Source organism: Prescottella equi, assembly GCF_002094305.1.
Classification (GTDB): domain Bacteria; phylum Actinomycetota; class Actinomycetes; order Mycobacteriales; family Mycobacteriaceae; genus Prescottella; species Prescottella equi.
Map to the genome: position 1 here is coordinate 119,020 of NZ_LWTX01000003.1, position 17,183 is coordinate 136,202.

19 protein-coding genes are annotated in these 17,183 nt (G+C 68.1%); 9 read left to right on the forward strand and 10 right to left on the reverse strand.

Features of this window, described 5'->3' with window-relative positions; translation table 11 throughout:
- Positions 1-20: 20 nt before the first annotated feature.
- The 7 genes from A6I89_RS09840 (at position 21) to A6I89_RS09870 (ending at position 5,857) form a co-directional block, all read left to right on the forward strand.
- Positions 21-572 carry a hypothetical protein gene (locus tag A6I89_RS09840; RefSeq protein WP_022598337.1) on the forward strand — a complete coding sequence of 184 codons (552 nt, stop codon included), beginning with the start codon at positions 21-23 and terminating at the stop codon, positions 570-572.
- A 170-nt stretch (positions 573-742) separates the two neighbouring features.
- A complete protein-coding gene (locus A6I89_RS09845; RefSeq protein ID WP_005517093.1) occupies positions 743-2,179 on the forward strand; it encodes a coniferyl aldehyde dehydrogenase in 1,437 nt (478 codons plus the stop codon).
- A 67-nt stretch (positions 2,180-2,246) separates the two neighbouring features.
- Positions 2,247-2,699, forward strand: coding sequence for a nuclear transport factor 2 family protein (locus A6I89_RS09850; protein ID WP_013417453.1), 453 nt, complete (start codon positions 2,247-2,249; stop codon positions 2,697-2,699).
- A gap of 142 nt (positions 2,700-2,841) precedes the next feature.
- Positions 2,842-3,480: a TetR/AcrR family transcriptional regulator gene (locus A6I89_RS09855; RefSeq protein ID WP_013417454.1), complete on the forward strand. Its 639-nt coding sequence runs from the start codon at positions 2,842-2,844 to the stop codon at positions 3,478-3,480.
- A gap of 120 nt (positions 3,481-3,600) precedes the next feature.
- Complete coding sequence (locus A6I89_RS09860) at positions 3,601-4,116, forward strand: nuclear transport factor 2 family protein (protein ID WP_022598340.1); 516 nt, start codon at positions 3,601-3,603, stop codon at positions 4,114-4,116.
- 71 nt (positions 4,117-4,187) lie between these two features.
- Entirely contained in the window at positions 4,188-4,712 is a 525-nt protein-coding gene (locus A6I89_RS09865; protein WP_005517089.1) for a nuclear transport factor 2 family protein, read from the forward strand.
- Positions 4,709-5,857 (forward strand): oxidoreductase, encoded by a 1,149-nt coding sequence (locus tag A6I89_RS09870; RefSeq protein WP_022598343.1) that lies wholly within the window; start codon positions 4,709-4,711, stop codon positions 5,855-5,857. The genes A6I89_RS09865 and A6I89_RS09870 overlap by 4 nt, the downstream gene beginning before the upstream one ends.
- A 73-nt stretch (positions 5,858-5,930) precedes the next feature.
- Here A6I89_RS09870 and A6I89_RS09875 read toward each other — a convergent pair whose 3' ends face one another.
- The 5 genes from A6I89_RS09875 to A6I89_RS09895 form a co-directional block, all read right to left on the reverse strand.
- A complete protein-coding gene (locus A6I89_RS09875; protein ID WP_044991478.1) occupies positions 5,931-6,968 on the reverse strand; it encodes an NAD(P)-dependent alcohol dehydrogenase in 1,038 nt (345 codons plus the stop codon).
- Entirely contained in the window at positions 6,946-7,896 is a 951-nt protein-coding gene (locus tag A6I89_RS09880; protein WP_044991499.1) for an alpha/beta hydrolase, read from the reverse strand. The genes A6I89_RS09875 and A6I89_RS09880 overlap by 23 nt, the downstream gene beginning before the upstream one ends.
- Positions 7,897-7,907: 11 nt before the next feature.
- Complete coding sequence (locus A6I89_RS09885) at positions 7,908-8,543, reverse strand: TetR/AcrR family transcriptional regulator (protein ID WP_013417460.1); 636 nt, start codon at positions 8,541-8,543, stop codon at positions 7,908-7,910.
- 40 nt (positions 8,544-8,583) lie between these two features.
- Positions 8,584-9,933, reverse strand: a complete 1,350-nt coding sequence (locus A6I89_RS09890; protein ID WP_022598348.1) for a flavin-containing monooxygenase — start codon at positions 9,931-9,933, stop codon at positions 8,584-8,586.
- 155 nt (positions 9,934-10,088) lie between these two features.
- Entirely contained in the window at positions 10,089-10,838 is a 750-nt protein-coding gene (locus A6I89_RS09895; RefSeq protein ID WP_022598350.1) for an enoyl-CoA hydratase-related protein, read from the reverse strand.
- 112 nt (positions 10,839-10,950) lie between these two features.
- On the opposite strand from A6I89_RS09895, the gene A6I89_RS09900 reads away from it, so the two are divergent.
- The gene (locus A6I89_RS09900) at positions 10,951-11,562 is read left to right on the forward strand and encodes a TetR/AcrR family transcriptional regulator (RefSeq protein ID WP_005517079.1); all 612 of its coding nucleotides are present in this window, start codon (positions 10,951-10,953) and stop codon (positions 11,560-11,562) included.
- Positions 11,563-11,666: 104 nt separating this feature from the next.
- Complete coding sequence (locus A6I89_RS09905) at positions 11,667-12,302, forward strand: TetR/AcrR family transcriptional regulator (protein WP_022598352.1); 636 nt, start codon at positions 11,667-11,669, stop codon at positions 12,300-12,302.
- A 36-nt stretch (positions 12,303-12,338) separates the two neighbouring features.
- Here A6I89_RS09905 and A6I89_RS09910 read toward each other — a convergent pair whose 3' ends face one another.
- From A6I89_RS09910 to A6I89_RS09930, 5 genes are read right to left on the reverse strand one after another with little or no spacing between them, the layout of a single operon-like run.
- A complete protein-coding gene (locus A6I89_RS09910; protein ID WP_005517069.1) occupies positions 12,339-12,989 on the reverse strand; it encodes a CoA transferase subunit B in 651 nt (216 codons plus the stop codon).
- A complete protein-coding gene (locus tag A6I89_RS09915; protein WP_005517066.1) occupies positions 12,986-13,732 on the reverse strand; it encodes a CoA transferase subunit A in 747 nt (248 codons plus the stop codon). Before A6I89_RS09915 ends, A6I89_RS09910 begins: the two co-directional genes overlap by 4 nt.
- Positions 13,729-14,913 (reverse strand): fumarylacetoacetase, encoded by a 1,185-nt coding sequence (gene fahA / locus A6I89_RS09920; RefSeq protein ID WP_005517064.1) that lies wholly within the window; start codon positions 14,911-14,913, stop codon positions 13,729-13,731. Before fahA ends, A6I89_RS09915 begins: the two co-directional genes overlap by 4 nt.
- Positions 14,910-15,821 carry a hypothetical protein gene (locus A6I89_RS09925; RefSeq protein ID WP_044991479.1) on the reverse strand — a complete coding sequence of 304 codons (912 nt, stop codon included), beginning with the start codon at positions 15,819-15,821 and terminating at the stop codon, positions 14,910-14,912. The genes fahA and A6I89_RS09925 overlap by 4 nt, the downstream gene beginning before the upstream one ends.
- Positions 15,818-17,017: a homogentisate 1,2-dioxygenase gene (locus tag A6I89_RS09930; protein WP_005517062.1), complete on the reverse strand. Its 1,200-nt coding sequence runs from the start codon at positions 17,015-17,017 to the stop codon at positions 15,818-15,820. Before A6I89_RS09930 ends, A6I89_RS09925 begins: the two co-directional genes overlap by 4 nt.
- Positions 17,018-17,183 lie beyond the last annotated feature (166 nt).

Sequence of the window (17,183 nt, forward strand, 5' to 3'; positions counted from 1 at the left end):
TCGGGGGTAGACAAGAAATCATGGGACGATCCACCTCCGACGACGACCGGAAGCCATCCGAGCCACGGCGCGTGCGTTTCCCGCGCCGCTGGAGTCAGATCGACGAGACCCGCCGCGGCATCGTGCTGGCCTGGCTCGCGTTCACGGTCACCTTCGGCGGCGCCCGCCTGGTGACGTGGCTGATCCAGGTCGACTCCCGGGACTTCGGCGACGTCTCCGCCGGCGGCACGCACCTGCACCACTACCTGTGGGGCATCCTGCTGCTGGCCGGCGTCGCGATCTTCGGCATGGTCGACCGCAGTCCGCGCGCACGCACGTGGATGGGTCTGGCACTGGGCATTGCGCTCGCACTCATCGTCGACGAGGCCGCACTGCTCATCACTCTGCGGGACGTGTACTGGCAGACCGAGGGCTGGCCGAGCGTCGCACTCGGCGTGGTGCTGATCGGTCTCGTCGGCACCGGGCTCGTGGTCACCCGCAGTGGCGCCACGATCGAGGAGCCCGACGACCCCTCCGAATCCCAATCCGAATCCGCCGACGAATCCCACTCCGGGGACCGAAGTCCCGACTAGCGAGGACTCCCGACTCCCCCACACGGGGTACCTCCCACCGGGACGGACCGGCCCGGTCGGCCCCTTCCCGGCCGGACGCCGACGAACACTCCCGGTGGGCGAGACGCCGTGCTGTTACCGCCGCCACAGGTCGTCTAGCTTCGTGACATCGGCAACGACAGGAGTTACCCATGAGTACGGACACCGCCGCCATCACGCGCCTCCCCCAGATCCTCGAGGCTCAGAAACGTGCTGCGTCCGAACAGGGAACGCCGTCGGCCGACGAGCGCCGCGCCCGCCTGCAGAAGATGATCGACCTGCTGGTCCGCTACCACAAGCCGCTCACCGAGGCGATCGACGCGGACTTCGGTGGGCGCCTCGTCGCGTTCTCGATCATGAACGACATCCTCGGAGCCATCACGTCGCTCAAGCACACCCGGGACTCCCTCGAGTCGTGGATGGAAGACGAGGAGCGGCCACCGTACCCGCCGTACGACCAACTGGGCGCGAAGGCGTACATCCAGTACCAACCCAAGGGCTCGGTCGGCATCATCGGCACGTGGAACGCGCCGCTGTTCACACTGCTCAGCCCGCTGGCGTGCGCGCTCGGTGCCGGCAATCGCGCGATCCTCAAGCCGTCCGAGATCGTGCCGCAGACTGCGCAGGTGCTCGCCGACGCCGTGGCAGAGATGTTCGATCCCACCGAGGTCGCGGTCGTGACCGGCGGCCCCGAAGTCGCCGACGCGTTCACGTCGCTGCCGTTCGACCACCTCGTCTTCACCGGCAGCACCGAGGTCGGCAAGCTCGTCATGGCCAACGCCGCCAAGAACCTCGTCCCGGTCACCCTGGAACTGGGTGGCAAGTCGCCGACGATCGTCGGGCGCAGCGCCGACCTCGACGACGCAGCCAACAAGATCGCAATCGCGAAGGCCACCAACTCCGGCCAGATCTGCGTCTCCCCCGACGTGGTGTACGTCCCCCGCGAGGAACTCGACACGTTCGTCGGCGCGCTCGAGAAGTCGTACGCCTCGCTCCTGCCGTCCATCACCGACAACCCGGACGTCGTCGCTGTGGTGAGCGATCGTCACCTGGCCCGGGTGGAGGCTCTGGTCGCCGACGCCCGCGACCGCGGAGCACTGATCGTCGCCACCCCGGTGGACGAGAGCTCGCCCGTCGACGGCGACCGCAAGCGTCCGCTGCGATTGGTGGTCTCGCCGCCCGCCGAGTCGAAGATCATGCAGGAAGAGATCTTCGGCCCCGCGATCATCCTGCTTCCGTACGACCAGACCGAAGAGGTCATCGCGGACATCAACAGCAGGCCGAAGCCGCTGGCGCTGTACTACTTCGGCACCGACGCCGCCGAGCAGGAGGCAGTTCTCACTCGCACGTTCTCGGGCGGGGTGACGGTCAACGACATCATGATGCATCCCGGCATGCACGACGCCCCGTTCGGCGGTGTCGGCGCGTCCGGAATGGGCCACTACCACGGGCGGGAGGGGTTTCTCGAATTCAGCCATGCCCGTACGGTTTTCGAGGCGCCCGAACACGACCCGCGAGCCGAATGGGGCACGCTGCCACCGTACGGTGAGGGCTTCCTCGCCGCGATGGAGGCGCAGGTCACCCCGTAGCGGCGACATTGCCGATCAGTGAGATGTCTCCCCGCCGCCCTCTCGGGCGGCGGGGAGAATGTGTTTCATGAGCAGTGAACTCGTAGACCGCCTTGCCCTCACCGACCTCGTCGCGCAGTACGCGATCGCCGTCGACCACCGCGACGAACCGGCGCTGACCGTGCTCTTCGCCGACGACGCGGAACTGGTCCAGCCGGCCGGCCTGGTCCGACGCGGCCGGAACGCCACGCTGACCGGCAACGTGGGCATCGCCGCGGGGGTCCTCGAGGCCGTCGCGCATCTCCATTCCACCCGGCACGTCGTCAGCCAGCAGATCGTCGACCTCTCGGGCGACACTGCCCGCGGCCAGGTCTACGGCGAGGCCCACCACGTGTATGCCACCGGGGGCGGCCATCGCGACTACGTCGTGGCGATGCGCTACCAGGACGAGTACCGCCGCGCGGACGGCGCGTGGCGCATCTCCCGGCGGGAACTCTCGGTCGACTTCACCTACGACGTCGAGGTCGAGCTCCTGAAGTGAGAGCGCCCGCCGTCCCACGCAATCGTCGATCGAAGCAGTTCAGGAGATATTTGGCTGAGCGGAACAGGCCTTCCCCGACGGGCCGTCCGATCCTATAGTTCAGTCAAGCGATTGCTTGGGAGCTCGAGGGAGGGGCTGGACCATGACGGAGTGCTCGGCGCGACGCCGCGAGATCCTCGACGCGGCGGCCGACCTGTTCGCCCGCAAAGGCGTGGCCGCGACGACCATTCGGGAGATCGCCGACCGCGTGGGCGTCGTGTCGGGAGCGCTGTACCACCATTTTCCGTCCAAGCTCGCCATCGTGGACGAGCTCGTGGTGGGCTATCTCGAAGAACTGCAACGGCGGTACCGGGCACTCGACGCACTGACACTGGACCCGCGCGCACGGCTGCAGGCCGTCGTCGACACGTCGTTGGAACTGGCGCACGAGCGTCCACACGCAACCGCCGTTTACCAGGACGAACTCCCCCACCTGCACAACCGCTCGCAGCGGACCCGCGCGAGCGACCTCGCGGACGAGATCCAGCAGGTGTGGCTCGACACGATCGAGGACGGCAAGCGGCGCGGCACCTTCCGAAACGATCTGCCGGCAGGAGTGTTCCATCGCTTCATCCGCGACTGCGTGTGGCTGTCCACGCGGTGGCACAGCGCCGACGACGCCTACTCCACCGATCGTCTCGCCGCGGACTGTGTGTCGATCTTCCTCGACGGATTCGCCGTCGATGCCGGCTGCTCCCATCACGATTCGGTGCACCACACTCCCGCTCCGGCGGCGGCGTGAAGTCTCCGACGCCCGCGCAACCGCTGGGCGGGAAGTCCGGGCCCCGGGGCCACAACCGCGGTTAGGCTCCGGGCCGATCGAAAGCTCGCTCTTCCACACCCCGAACACGGAGGTCGAATCATGGGCACGCCCGCCACGGACAACCAGTCACCGTCGCTGACACTCACCCCGGCTGAACAGGCGCTCGCCGTCGAGGAGATCGAACGGGTCTTCGCCAGGCGCCTGCGGATCATGGACACCAAGCAGTGGGACCTCTACGGCTCGGTGCACACGGAGGACGTCGTCAGCGAGTCCTGGGGTGCCGGCAGCAGAGTCACCGGGCGCGAGACCCTCGCCGACGCGATTCGAAACACCCTGGACGGCAAGGTGTTCGTGACAAGTGTGCATCACGGCCACACCCCCGAGATCGTCCTCACCTCGGACACCACCGCCACCGGCATCTGGGCCATGGAGGACGAACTGTGGTGGACCAACGTCGATGTCGAGGAACACCTCCACGGCTACGGCCACTACCACGAGGAATACCGCAAGGTGGAGGGCAAGTGGCTGATCAGCTACCGCACCCTCACCCGACTGCGCGAAACCGCGACCCCGAACTTCTACGACTACCGCGGAGCCGATACGCCTCGACGCTAGCTATGCTGTGTTCCAGGTCACCAAACAATTGCTTGGTTGATAGAACGAGACCCGAGGAAAGAGGTTGAGGCATGGGTGCGCCCACCACTGAACTGACGATGACCGCGGCCGAGCAGGTGCTCGCCATCGAGGAGATCAAGCGCGTGTTCGCGATGCGTCTGCGCGTCATGGACACCAAGCAGTGGGACCTCTACGGGCCCCTGCACACCGAGGATGTCGTCACCGAGACGTGGGCCGGGTTGCCCGGAGACAAGCAGCCCAAGTCCGACGGCCAGGCCAACCGGGCATCCGGACGCGAGCACCTGACCAACTCGATCCGGGGCATGCTCGGATCCTCGACGCACGTGACCACGGCGCACCACGGCCACACGCCCGAGATCGTCCTCACCTCGGACACCACCGCCACCGGCATCTGGGCCATGGAGGACGAACTGTGGTGGACCAACGGCGATGTCGAGGAACACCTCCACGGTTACGGCCACTACCACGAGGAGTACCGCAAGGTGGAGGGCAAGTGGCTGATCAGCTACCGCAAGCTCACCCGCCTCCGCGAAACCCACACGCCCAACTTCTTCGACTACATGGGAGCCCTGTGACCACCACAGCACTGGACACGTCCGCCCTCTTCACGCCGCTCACCGTCCGGTCCCTCGAACTGCGGAACCGGATCGCGATGTCGCCCATGACCCGTCACGGGTCTCCGGGTGGCGTGCCCACCGACGAGGTCGTCGCGTACTACCGTCGCCGCGCGGAGGGTGGGACCGGACTCATCGTCACCGAGGGGGTGGCGATCGAGCATCCCTCGGCCGTCGACGCCGACACCGTTCCGGTGATGTACGGCGAAGCGGCGCTGGCGGGTTGGCGCAAGGTTGTCGACGCGGTTCACGCCGCGGGCGGGAAGATCGTCCCGCAGTTGTGGCACGTCGGGCCGCTGTTCGGCGCGATGGGCCCGGTCGGTGACGTCACCCCGATGCGCCCGTCCGGACACTGGGGCACCGTGGGCAACACGATGTACTCCGACGACTACGTCGAGCAGATGCGTCCGGTCACCGCGGCGATGTCCGAGCAGGACATCGCCGACGTGATCGCGGCCTACGCCGCGGCGGCCCGCAACGCGATCGACGTCGGGTTCGACGGCATCGCCCTGCACGGCGGTCACGGCTATCTCCTCGACGCGTTCCTGTGGGAGGCGACCAACCAGCGCGACGACGAGTGGGGCGGAGATCTGCAGCGCCGCACCCGGTTCCCCGTCGAGGTCGTCAAGGCGATCCGCGCCGAGATCGGCGAGGACTACCCGATCATCTTCCGCTTCTCGCAGCACAAGCAGCAGGACTTCGCGTCGAAGATCGCCCAGACCCCCGAGGAACTCGGTGTGGTGCTGAACGCCCTCGTCGACGCCGGCGTCGACATCCTGGATGCCAGCATCCGCCGGTTCTACGCGCCCGCGTTCGAGGGCAGCGACCTCTCGCTGGCCGGCTGGGCGAAGAAGCTCACCGGCGCCACCGTGATGGCCGTCGGCAGCGTCGGCCTCGACAGCGCGCTGAACGAGCAGGTCATCGTCGGCCTGCCGCACATGACGGACACCCTGTCGGATCTGATGCGCCGGGTGAACGAGGGCGAGTTCGACCTCGTCGCGATCGGGCGCCTGCACCTGGCGGACCCCGCGATCGCGCAGCGCCTGCGGGACGGCGACCCGATGCCGGAATTCGACCAGAAGCTCCACGCGGGCCGGCTGTACTGACGGTTCGATCACGAACGGGAGTTCACGGCACGCTTTCCTGTGGGGTGCGTGCGGTGAACTCCCGTTCGCCGTTTCAGGAGTGATCGGGCACCAGAATCGCGCGGCCCTTGATCTTTCCGGCCTCGAGCGCGTCGAAGGCGGCGACGGCGTCCTCGAGCGGAATCGTCTCGGACTCGATCGTCACGAGCCCGCGACGCGCCAGGTCGATCACCGCTCGCTGGTCCGCACGGGTGCCGGCGTAGCTCGTGCGCACGTCGGCGCCCCACGGCAGCGCGAAGCCGGTCCAGGCGAAGGTTCCGCCGCCCAAGCCCAGCACTCTCAGGGCCCCGTCGCGTCCGATGATCTGCGTGGCGATGTCGACCGTGGCCTGCACACCGACACAGTCGAAGACCGCGTCGACGCCGATGCCGTCGGTCAGTTCGAGAATCCTTCCGACGCACGACGCATCGCTGGCGAACACGTGATCGGCGCCCAATGCGGTTGCCAGTTCCAGCTTCTCCTCCGCCGAGTCCACCGCGATGATCCGGGTGGCGGTGGTGGCCGCGAGGATCTGCACCGCGGTGTGGCCGAGCCCGCCGATGCCGAGCACCACGGCCGTCGTACCGGGCCCCAGTCGGTCCCGGGCGCCGTCGATGGCGTGGTAGGTGGTCAGGCCGGCGTCGGCCAACGGCCCTGCCGTGACGGGGTCGAGGCCCCCGAGTGGTTCGACGAAGCGGGCGTCGACCTTCATGTACTCGGCCATGCCGCCGTGCGCGGCCAGGCCCGGGCAGAGCGGCAGCCCCTGGCGTCCGGTCCCGCGCTCGCAGGAGTTCTCGCGTCCCTGCACGCATGCGCGGCACGTGCCGCAACTCCACACCAGGAACACCAGGACCGCGTCGCCTACCGCGAATGCGTCGACCCCGTCACCCAGTGCGGCAACGCGTCCGGCGGTCTCGTGTCCCAGCGTCATCGGCGGCGGCATCATGGATGCCGGGGAGTGCCGGACGTGGATGTCGGAGTGGCACAGGCCCGCACCGGCAACCTCGATCAGGACCTCACCGGCGCCGATCTCAGGAACGTCGGTGTCGACGACGGCGATCCGGCCGTGCTCAACCAGCTGCAACGCTCTCATCACGCACCTCCCCTGCAACGACGCCCACGACGGTGCCGGGATCACCGAGATGCCTGCGCAGGAACACGATCTGGTGTTCGAGTACCCGGTCGAACCACTGCTTACCGGGGTAGACGTCGAAGTGGTCGCAAGGGTAGTGCCGCACCTCGGCCCGGGCCCTCTCGGCAGCCTTCGCCGCGGCATGCGGCGGCGCGCTGCGATCGAGATCACCGATCTGCACCAGCAACGGGGCGGTCACCTTGTCGGCGACGGTCACGGGCCGGTAGGAGCCGATCTCCAGGAAGGACCGCGCGCTGACCTCGTTGCGCCAGCTGGGTCCGGCGATGGAGCGGTAGTCCTCGTAGATGCCGGGCAGTGCGAGCGCGGCCACCTCGCCGGGACGGCCGGCGAGTGGAATCGTGACCCCCGCACCGCCGCGCGCCGACGCCACCCGGTCGCGCACCGCCGCCCACGAACTCTTCGCCAGGTGCGCGGGACTGTACTGCTTCATCGAGGCCGCCGACGCGGCTCGGGCGTCCGTAGCGGGGGTGAGCGCGACCAGCGCCGCCAGCCGGGGATCGCTCGCGCCGAGACGGAGGACGTGGCCGCCGGACAGGGAGACGCCCCACGCGACGATGCGGTCGGGGTCGACGCCGTCCGTGCGGCGCGCGGCCGCGATCGCGGCTGCGTAGTCGTCGAGCTGGCCATGGATCGAGATCGTCTGGCGCACATCGCCACCGCTGCGTCCGAAGCCACGGTAGTCGAAGGCCAGGACGTCCAAGCCGGCCGCGGCGAGCCCTTCCGCGAAGCCCTCGAGGCCGGAGTCCACCGTTCCGCCGAAGCCGTGCGCCATCACCACGCACGGTCGGCCCGCCGCGGTCAGGAACGCGTCACCCTCGCCTCGGTAGTGCCAGGCGGCGCAGGTGGTCCCCCGCGCCGAGAATTCCACATCGGTCCGATTCACAATTTGCTCCCATAGATCGAGTTGAGCCACACCGCGACGAGTGCCTCGCGAGCGGTCTCGGGGGTCAATGCCTCCGGTCCGCCGCGCGACAGGCTCTCGACGGCGCGGTCGTTCATGTCGAGAAGAACCACGGCGAGGGCCCGGCTGTCCGGACCGTCCGCCGCGCGCCCCGACGTCCGTTCGGCGTCGATCACCGACGCCACCGGGTCGACGAAGCTGAAGCGGTCGTGATCCCACATCTCGCGCACCGTGGGATCCGAGTCGCGCGCATCCCGCAGGGCGCGATACAGATTCGGGTGACGTTCCCAGGTTCCGATCACCTCGGTGATCAGGCCGTCGATCATCTCCCGCGGACTGCCCTCGCGGGCGAGGTAGCCGCGTGCTCCCTCCTGCATCTCGCCGTACACCGTGCGAGACAGTGCGGCGACGGCCTTCGCCTTGTTGTCGAAGTAGAAGTAGAAGCCCGACCGGGTGACCCCCGCGGCGCGCGAGATGTCGCTGATGTTGATCTCGTCGAGGGTGCGATCCTCGAGCAGGCGTTCGACGGCGTCGAGGATCGCCGCCCGGCGCTCCTCACCCTTGTTCGCCCTCCGCGTGCGGGTCTCGTCGCTGGAGGCAGGGTGACTGCTCATGGTGTCGGCCTTCCGGTCGGCTACGGCGTTGGAGTCCCCATCATGCCGGGACACCCGCGAACCGGACCGCGCCGTCTCGGCGCACCCGCTCCAGGCCGGCCGGGAGTTCCTTGGTCCGCATCTCGTGTTCGTAGATGTAGTAGTCGACCTGCTGGGTGTGCCGGGGCCGATTGTTGAAGTGCCCCACGAAGCGTTCCTCGTCGGCCTTGATCACGCGGTGCATCTCCGCTTCCGTCGGCGGCCGGTAGGTGCCGGCGAGATACGCGGCGAGAGTGCGCGCCTGGCATTCGACGAACGGGAAGAGCGTCGGGGCCGCCTGCGCGAAGCCGATGAAGGCGAGATCGTCCATCCCCGGCTTGAACATGCGCTTGTAGAGCGGGAAGTGGTTGCCGGGCGCGCTCAGGAAGTCCTCGTCGAAGAAGGGGAACGTGATGTTGTAGCCCGTCGCGTAGATGACGACGTCGAAGTCCTGACTGGTGCCGTCGACGAAATGCACGGTCTCGCCGTCTAGTCGGTCGATGTTCGGCTTCGCGGTGAGGTCTCCCGAGCCGAGGCGGATGTACAACTCCTGGGACTGCGTGGGGTGCGCCTCCCCGAAATGATGATCCGGCTTGGGCAGGCCGAAGCTCTCGGGACGACCCGACAGGAAGATCGGCCCGCGCCGCCCCATCCGGCGCTGCCACGACAGCGGGATCTGCGGGATGGTCTGGATCAGCGTGTCCGCAGGGACGCCGAACGCGTACTTGGGCACCACCCACGCGCCCGACCGCGTCGAGAGAGTGACCTTGTTCGTCAGCGTTCGATGCGACAGTTCCACCGCGATGTCGGCTGCACTGTTACCCAGGCCGACGATGAGAATTCGCTTGTCCCGCAGGTTCAGCGGCGTTTCGGGATCGATGTAGGCATGGGAATGGATCGACTCGCCCGTGAACTCGCCGGGGAAGTCGGGCAGGCGGGGATCCCAGTGGTGCCCGTTCCCGACCACCAGGAAGTCAAAGCGACGGGTCTCGCCGTCCTGGGTGTGGATCTCCCACCCGCCGCCGGGCAGGTGTTCCGCGTGGTCGACACCGTTGCGGAAACTGATCCGGTCGAGCAACCCGAAAGCCTCGGCGTAGTCGTCGAGGTATCGCTTGATGTCGGTGTGGTGGGGGAAGTCCGGGAGTTCCTGGGGAATCGGGAAGTCCTTGAAGGACAGTCGCGTCTTGGACGTGTCGATGTGCAGCGACCGGTAGGCGCTCGAGTGCCCGTTCGGGTTGCCGAACGCCCAGTTCCCGCCGATCCGATCGGAACTCTCGAAGCACTCGTAGGGAATGTCGTAGTCGGTGAGCATCTTGCCGGCCGTGAGACCGCTGATCCCGGCTCCGATGATGCAGGTGGTGGGTTTCGCCATCGTGCTCCGTTCGAGGGAAGCCGCGGGGCGGGGGCCCACTCGGGGGCCACCCACCGGGCGGATGCGTGAGGTGCCTCACACCGTAGGAGCAAAATTGACACGCGTCAATAGTGCGAGATCGGCTGCCCACCGGCGCCGTTGCGGACGTTCGGGAACTAGCGGCCCTGCCACTGCGGCGTGCGCCGCTGGGCGAACGCCTCGATGCCCGCCCGGAAGTCCTCCGATGCCAGGACCGTGCCCAGCGCGTCCGCGGTGACCTCCCAGCCACGCACGTCGGCGTCCGAAACCTGCGCGTCGAGCGCCCGCAGGGTTTCTCGCACCGCGACGGGAGACGCTTCGCAGACCTCGCCGGCCATCCCGAGCGCGCCGGCGAGCGCCTGCCCCGGTTCGGCCACCTCGTTGACCACCCCGAGGGCGAAAGCCCGCTCGGCCGAAAGCGTCCGGCCAGTGACGAGCAGTTCCCGCGCGACGTTGACCGGCAGCGCCCGGGGCGCGCGGAACAGCGCCCCCGACGCCGCGACGAGGCCGCGTCGCGCCTCGGGCAGACCGAACTCGGCGGAGCGGGAGGCCACGATGAGGTCGCACCCGAGAGCGATCTCGAACCCCCCGCCGAGCGCGTAGCCCTCCACCGCGGCGATCAACGGTTTGACCCGCTTGCGGCGGATGATCCCGTACTCGCCGCCACGTGGCATCCGAAGATCGGCACGTTCCCGAATGTCCGTGCCCGCGGAGAAGATCCGCTCCGTACCGGTCACGACGCCGACCCACAGGGCATCGTCGTCGTCCAGCAGGTCGAACGCCTCCTCGAGCCCCTCCGCGGTCGCCCGGTCGATCGCGTTGCGCCGCTCCTCCCGCTCGATCCGGATCACGAGAACTCGACCGTCCCGCTCGTACCGCACCGTCATGGAACCGCCTCCGATTGCTCACTGAAACTGGACTTGGAGGCCAAAGATAGACGCTAGTCTAAGTTTCGGCAGGAGATTTGGGGATCCCCCCCCCCGGAGGAGGTTGTATCGAATGACCGATTCGAGCGCACTCGGTCGGCGCGAGCGCAACAAGCGCCGGACGCGGGACGCACTGCTGACCGCCGCGCGCACACTGTTCGCCGCACGCGGGGTCGCCGGTACGACCGTGGAGGACATCGCCGACCTGGCGGACGTCTCCCGGGCCACCTTCTTCAACTACTTCCCCAGCAAGGACGGCCTGCTCGCAGCCCTGCACACCACCCACATGGACTCGCTCGCACGAGTGGTCGACCGCCTCCTCGAGCAGGATCTGACGACCGGGGACAGGATCGTCGGCCTGTTCGACGACTTCGTGCGGGCGACCGGGAACGTGCCCGGATACCTGCAGGCGGTGACCGGCGAACTGGAGCGCGATCTCGCATCGCCCCAGATCAGCGCGGAGCGTACGGACCGATTCGACCAGGAGATCCTGCGGCTACTCACGCCCGGAATCGAGTCCGGCGAGGTGCGCACGGACTATCCACCGCAGTTCCTCGCCCGGATGGTCGCAGCCGTCTACGTGTCGACCATCCGCTACTGGCGCCAGGATCCGGCGTACGACCTCGCCGAAGGCTTCCGCATGGCGGGATCCTACGTGGCGGAGTCCCTGGCCACGCGCGCCTGATTTGACCGAATTGGCGAAGTTTGTCCGAGATGGTCGTCCGGCAGGTAGATTCCGACTGACCGGAAGGTATCCAGGCTTCGAGCTAGGGACACGGAGGCGGCGAGATGGGGGAAAGCCGGGAAATCGTGACGCGGCGGGAACAGCGGCGGCAGCAGACGTTCGAGCGGCTTCTGCAAGCCGCGCGGGAACAGTTCAGCGCGAACGGGTTCGACCGCACGACGATCGACGACATCGCGTCGACGGCCCGCGTCTCCCGGGGAACCTTCTTCAACTACTTCGACAACAAGGACGCGGTCCTCGCCGCACTGCATCAAGTCCACATGGACAAGCTGCCCGGGATCGTCGACGACCTGCTCGCGCGCGACCTCACGACGGCTGAGCGGATCGGCTCGCTGTTCAACGACGTCGTCGAGGCCGCCGTCACGCTCGAGAACTACTTCCGGGCCACCACCCGCGAGTTGGATCGCGATCTCGCGACGCCCGAGAAGAGCGCCGCCCGCACCCACCGTTTCCTCGTCGCGTTCGGGCGGATTCTCGAGGCCGGCATCGGCTGCGGTGAAGTTCGCCGGGACTACCCGCTCGACTTCCTGTCGCAGATGCTCACCGCGGTCTACATCACCACGATCCGGCTCTGGCGCGAGAACACCATCGTCGAGATGGAACGGGACTTCGGCCGCGCGGCCGGGTTCATCGCCGAGGCGATCGCGCCCCGTCGAGTGGGAAGCCCGTCCGATCCGTAGGGGGGGAGGTCCGGACCGGACGGGCGATCGGGGGTGCTAGACGGCGTCCTGCGCCAGGTCCACGACCAGCGCGGCGCCGGTCTTCTCCTGCACCTCTTCGACGGTGACGTCGGGCGCGAGTTCACGCAGCACCAATTCGCCGTCCCGAACGTCGATCACGGCGAGGTTCGTGATGATGCGCTGCACCACGGCCCGGCCGGTGAGCGGGAGCGAGCACTGCTCGACGATCTTGGCGCCGCCATCGCGGTCGGTGTGTTCCATGACCACGATGACGCGCCGGGCACCGTGCACCAGATCCATGGCGCCGCCCATACCCTTGACCATCTTGCCCGGCACCATCCAGTTGGCGAGATCCCCGTTCCGGGAGACCTGCATGCCACCGAGGACCGCGGTGTCGATGTGTCCACCGCGAATCATGCCGAACGACAATGCCGAATCGAAGAACGCCGCACCCGGGTTCACGGTTACTGTCTCCTTGCCCGCGTTGATGAGGTCGGGATCGACCGCATCGTCCGTCGGGTAGGGGCCGGTGCCCAGGATGCCGTTCTCGGAGTGCAGAACCACCTTGACACCCTCGGGCAGGTAGTTCGGGATCAGGGTCGGCAGCCCGATCCCCAGATTGACGTACTCACCGTCGATCATCTCGGCCGCGGCACGCGCGGCCATCTGCTCACGTGACCAGCTCATGCCGACACCGTCCGCTTCTCGATTCGCTTGTCCTGCTGACCCGCATGCACCACACGCTGGACGAACACGCCCGGAAGGTGGACCTGCGCGGGGTCGAGTTCGCCCGGCTCGACCAGCTTCTCGACCTGAGCGATGGTGACCCGGCCGGCCATCGCGGCCAGCGGGTTGAAGTTCATCGCGGTCTTGTTGAACACGAGATTGCCCTCGGTGTCACCGATCTCGGCATGGACGAGTGCGAAGTCCGCGACGATCGACTCCTCGAGCACGTACGTCTTGCCGCCGAACTCGCGGGTCTCCTTGGCAGGCGACGCGACCGCGACCGAGCCGTCGGCGGCGTAGCGCCACGGCAGACCGCCCTCGGACACCGGGGTGCCGACGCCGGCCGGCGTGTAGAACGCGGGGATCCCGGCGCCACCGGCACGCATCCGCTCGGCGAGAGTGCCCTGCGGGGTCAGTTCCACCTCGAGCTCGCCCGAGAGGTACTGCCGCGCGAACTCCTTGTTCTCACCCACGTAGGACGCCGTCACGCGCCGAATCTGGCCCGCCGACAGCAGGATTCCCAGACCCCAGTCGTCGACACCGCAGTTGTTGGAGAACACCTCGAGTCCGGACACCCCGCGCTCGGCGAGCCCGCCGATCAGGGCGCTCGGGATGCCGCACAGGCCGAAACCACCGACCGCGAGCGAGGATCCGTCGGCGATGTCCGCGACGGCGTCGGCCGCGGTCGCGTAGACCTTACTCATCGCACATCACCGGTCGCGGGCAGGATGCGGGCGCGGACCTCGCCGAAGCCGATGCGGCCACCGTTCGCTCCCGGGGCGGTTGCCGAGATCGCGATCTCGTCGCCGTCCTGGATGAACGTGCGCTGCTCACCGGCGACCTCGACGGGTTCGGCTCCACCCCAGGTCAGTTCGATGAAGGCGCCTCGTTGATCCTTGTCCGGGCCCGAGATGGTGCCGGATCCGAACAGATCACCGGTGCTCGCCGCCGCGCCGTTGACGGTGGTGTGCGCCAGCATCTGTGCAGGCGACCAGTACATCTGTGCGTAGGGCGGGCGGGAGACGACGTCGCCGTTCCACTCCACCGCGAGATCGATGTCCAGGCCCCACTTCTCGTCGCCCTGCAGGTACGGCAGCGGAGTCGGGTCCTGCACGGGGGTGTCGATGCGGGCAGCCTCGAGCGCCAGCAGCGGGACGACCCACGGGGAGATGGACGTCGCGAAGCTCTTGCCCAGGTTCGGGCCCAGCGGGACGTACTCCCACGCCTGGATGTCGCGGGCCGACCAGTCGTTGAGGATCACGGCGCCGAAACAGTGCTCGGCGAACTCGTCCGGGGTGATCGAGGAACCCATCGGCGAACCGACACCGACGATGAAGCCCATCTCGGCCTCGATGTCGAGACGAATCGACGGGCCGAACGACGGGGCCGCGTCGGCCGGCGCCTTGCGCTGACCACACGGGCGCACGATGTCGGTGCCCGACACGACGACGGTGCTCGACCGGCCGTGGTAGCCGACCGGCAGGTGCTTCCAGTTCGGCATCAGCGCAGCCGAATCCGGGCGGAACAGGCGACCCAGGTTGGTCGCGTGGTTCTCCGAGGCGTAGAAGTCGACGTAGTCCGCGACCGCGATCGGCAGGTGCATGGTGACGTCGTCGACCGAGAACACCGCGTCGTCGGCGATCTCACCGGTCACCAGTTCGGTGATCTGCGTACGGACCTCGACCCAACGCGCACGGCCCTGGGCCATGAATGCGTTGAGCGTCGACTGGGCGAACGTGTCGTCGCCCAGCGCCTTTGCGAGGTCGACGACGCTGTCGCCGACACGCACACCCACCCGCGGGCCCGCGTCGGCGGTCGAGAACACGCCGTAGGGCAGGTTGTCGACGCCGAACAGGGAGTCGGCGGGGATCGAGATGACGGTCATGCGAGGGGTCCTTCCTCGGTCGAGGTGGAATCCACCGAGCCCGTAGGCGCGGAGGGCTCGGTGGATGATCGGGGCACCAGTCCGAGGCCGACCAGTTCGGTCAGCGGATCGCTGATGCTGCAGGTGCCGAAGGACCGGAAGTTCGCGCGCAGCGCGTCCACGGCCTCGGCCGACAGTCCCGCCAGCGCGCCGGCGAGAGCAGTTCCGTCACGGTCGGCGAGCGTCGCGGCGATCTCCTCGACAGTCGCGCCATCGGTTGCCCGATGCGTGGCGAGCATGAGGTTGAGAAAGCCGTGCTGCTCGAAGCCCGTGTCCGGGTCCGTGTTCCGGACAGCGTGGTGCAGGCCTGCGGTCGCCTTGAACCGCACACCCGACGTCGCGACGGTGTGGATCGCGGCGGCCAGTTCAGCCTCGTCGGGGTACGCGGTCGCGACGACGCCGCCGGTGCGGAACTTCGCGGAGTACGGCGTGCCGACCAGTCCGGCCAGGATCGCGGGGCGACGGTCGTCACGCGGAACCTCGACGAAGATCTCCACACCCGGCGCGGCCGCGGCGATCTCACCGAGAGCGGTGAGGAGCGCGTCCGGCGCCTGCCCGTCGGGGACGCCGATCTCCATCGCGACCAGCTTCACGCCGTCCATCGACCGCAACTGCTCGAGCGCCGCCGGAACGGCGTCGGTGCCGGCGGGCACGGTCAGGCTCAGCTGGAGCTCGCCGTCCTGCTGCGCGACGATGGCGGGCAGCTCACCCAGACGGGGCGCCGGGAACACGAACGGCCCCACCAGCGCAGCGTGGTCACTGCGCTCGTGCGCGAGGTGCGCGGGCACTGCAGCGTCCATCGGCGCGTTCCCCGGGGGGAACAGCGCGGCGTCGTCGCACAGCCCGGCCAGCAAAGGAGAAATGGTCACTTGTTCGGCCCCCGTCCGGACCAGGACCACGCGTAGGCCTGGTCCTCGCACGCCAGCGCACCTTCACCGAGTTCGAGCGGGCGGAAGGTGTCGACCATGACCGCCAGCTCGTCGAAGAACTCGACGCCGATGCTGCGCTCGTACGCGCCGGGCTGCGGGCCGTGGGCGTGGCCGCCGGGATGGATCGAGATCGAGCCCTGGCCGATGCCCGAACCCTTGCGGGCCTCGTAGTCGCCTCCGCAGTAGAACATGATCTCGTCGGAGTCCACGTTCGAGTGGTAGTACGGCACCGGGATCGACAGCGGGTGGTAGTCGACCTTGCGGGGCACGAAGTTGCAGATGACGAAGTTGTTGCCCTCGAACGCCTGGTGCGCCGGCGGCGGCTGGTGCACGCGTCCGGTGATGGGCTCGTAGTCGGAGATGTTGAAGGTGTACGGGTACAGGCAACCGTCCCAGCCGACGACGTCGAACGGGTGGTTGGGATACACCATGCGGGTGCCGACGATCGCTCCCCCGGCACGATGCTTGACGAGGACCTCGACGTCCGTGCCCTCGGCGATCAACGGCTCGGTGGGGCCGTGCAGGTCGCGCTCGCAGAACGGCGCGTGCTCGAGGAACTGGCCGAACTTCGACAGGTAACGCTTGGGCGGAACGATGTGACTGTTCGCCTCGATTGCGTACGCGCGCAGCGGTTCCGATCCCTGGGGCACCCAGCGGTGGGTGGTCGACATCGGGATCAGGACGTAGTCGCCCGGGCGGGCGTGCAGGGCGCCGAAAACGGTCTCGACGATCGCCTCGCCGGACTCGACATACACCATCTCGTCGCCGAGCGAGTTGCGGTACAGCGGCGACTCCTTGGCGGACACCACGTACGACAGGCGCACGTCGGCGTTGCCCAGGATCAGCCGGCGGCCGGTCACGACGTCCGTCTCCGCCCAGATCTCCTCGGGGAAGAGGTCGTGCAGCTTCAGGTGCCGCGGCTTGAGCGGGTGATTGGGGGTGGTGGTCTGGTCGCGCAGCTCCCACACGGTCGCGTCGACGATGGCCGACGGGATGTGGCGGTGGTAGAGCAGCGACGAGTCGGAGGAGAAGCCCTCCTCGCCCATCAGCTCCTCGAAGTAGAGCCGGCCTTCCTCGTCCCGGTGCTGGGTGTGACGCTTCGGCGGAATGTTGCCGAGCTGTCGGTAGAACGCCATGACCGGCCTCCTGAGGTACTCGCGCCCGATCTCGGGCTGTGGTCGTCACCGTCGGCGGGACAGCAGCGCGGCTGCGATGAACACGGCCGCCGGTCCCCGTCCGAGGTTAGTAAACAGATTAACTAGTTTCCGGGCGTGAGCGCAACCACACGAGCGGTCTCGTCCC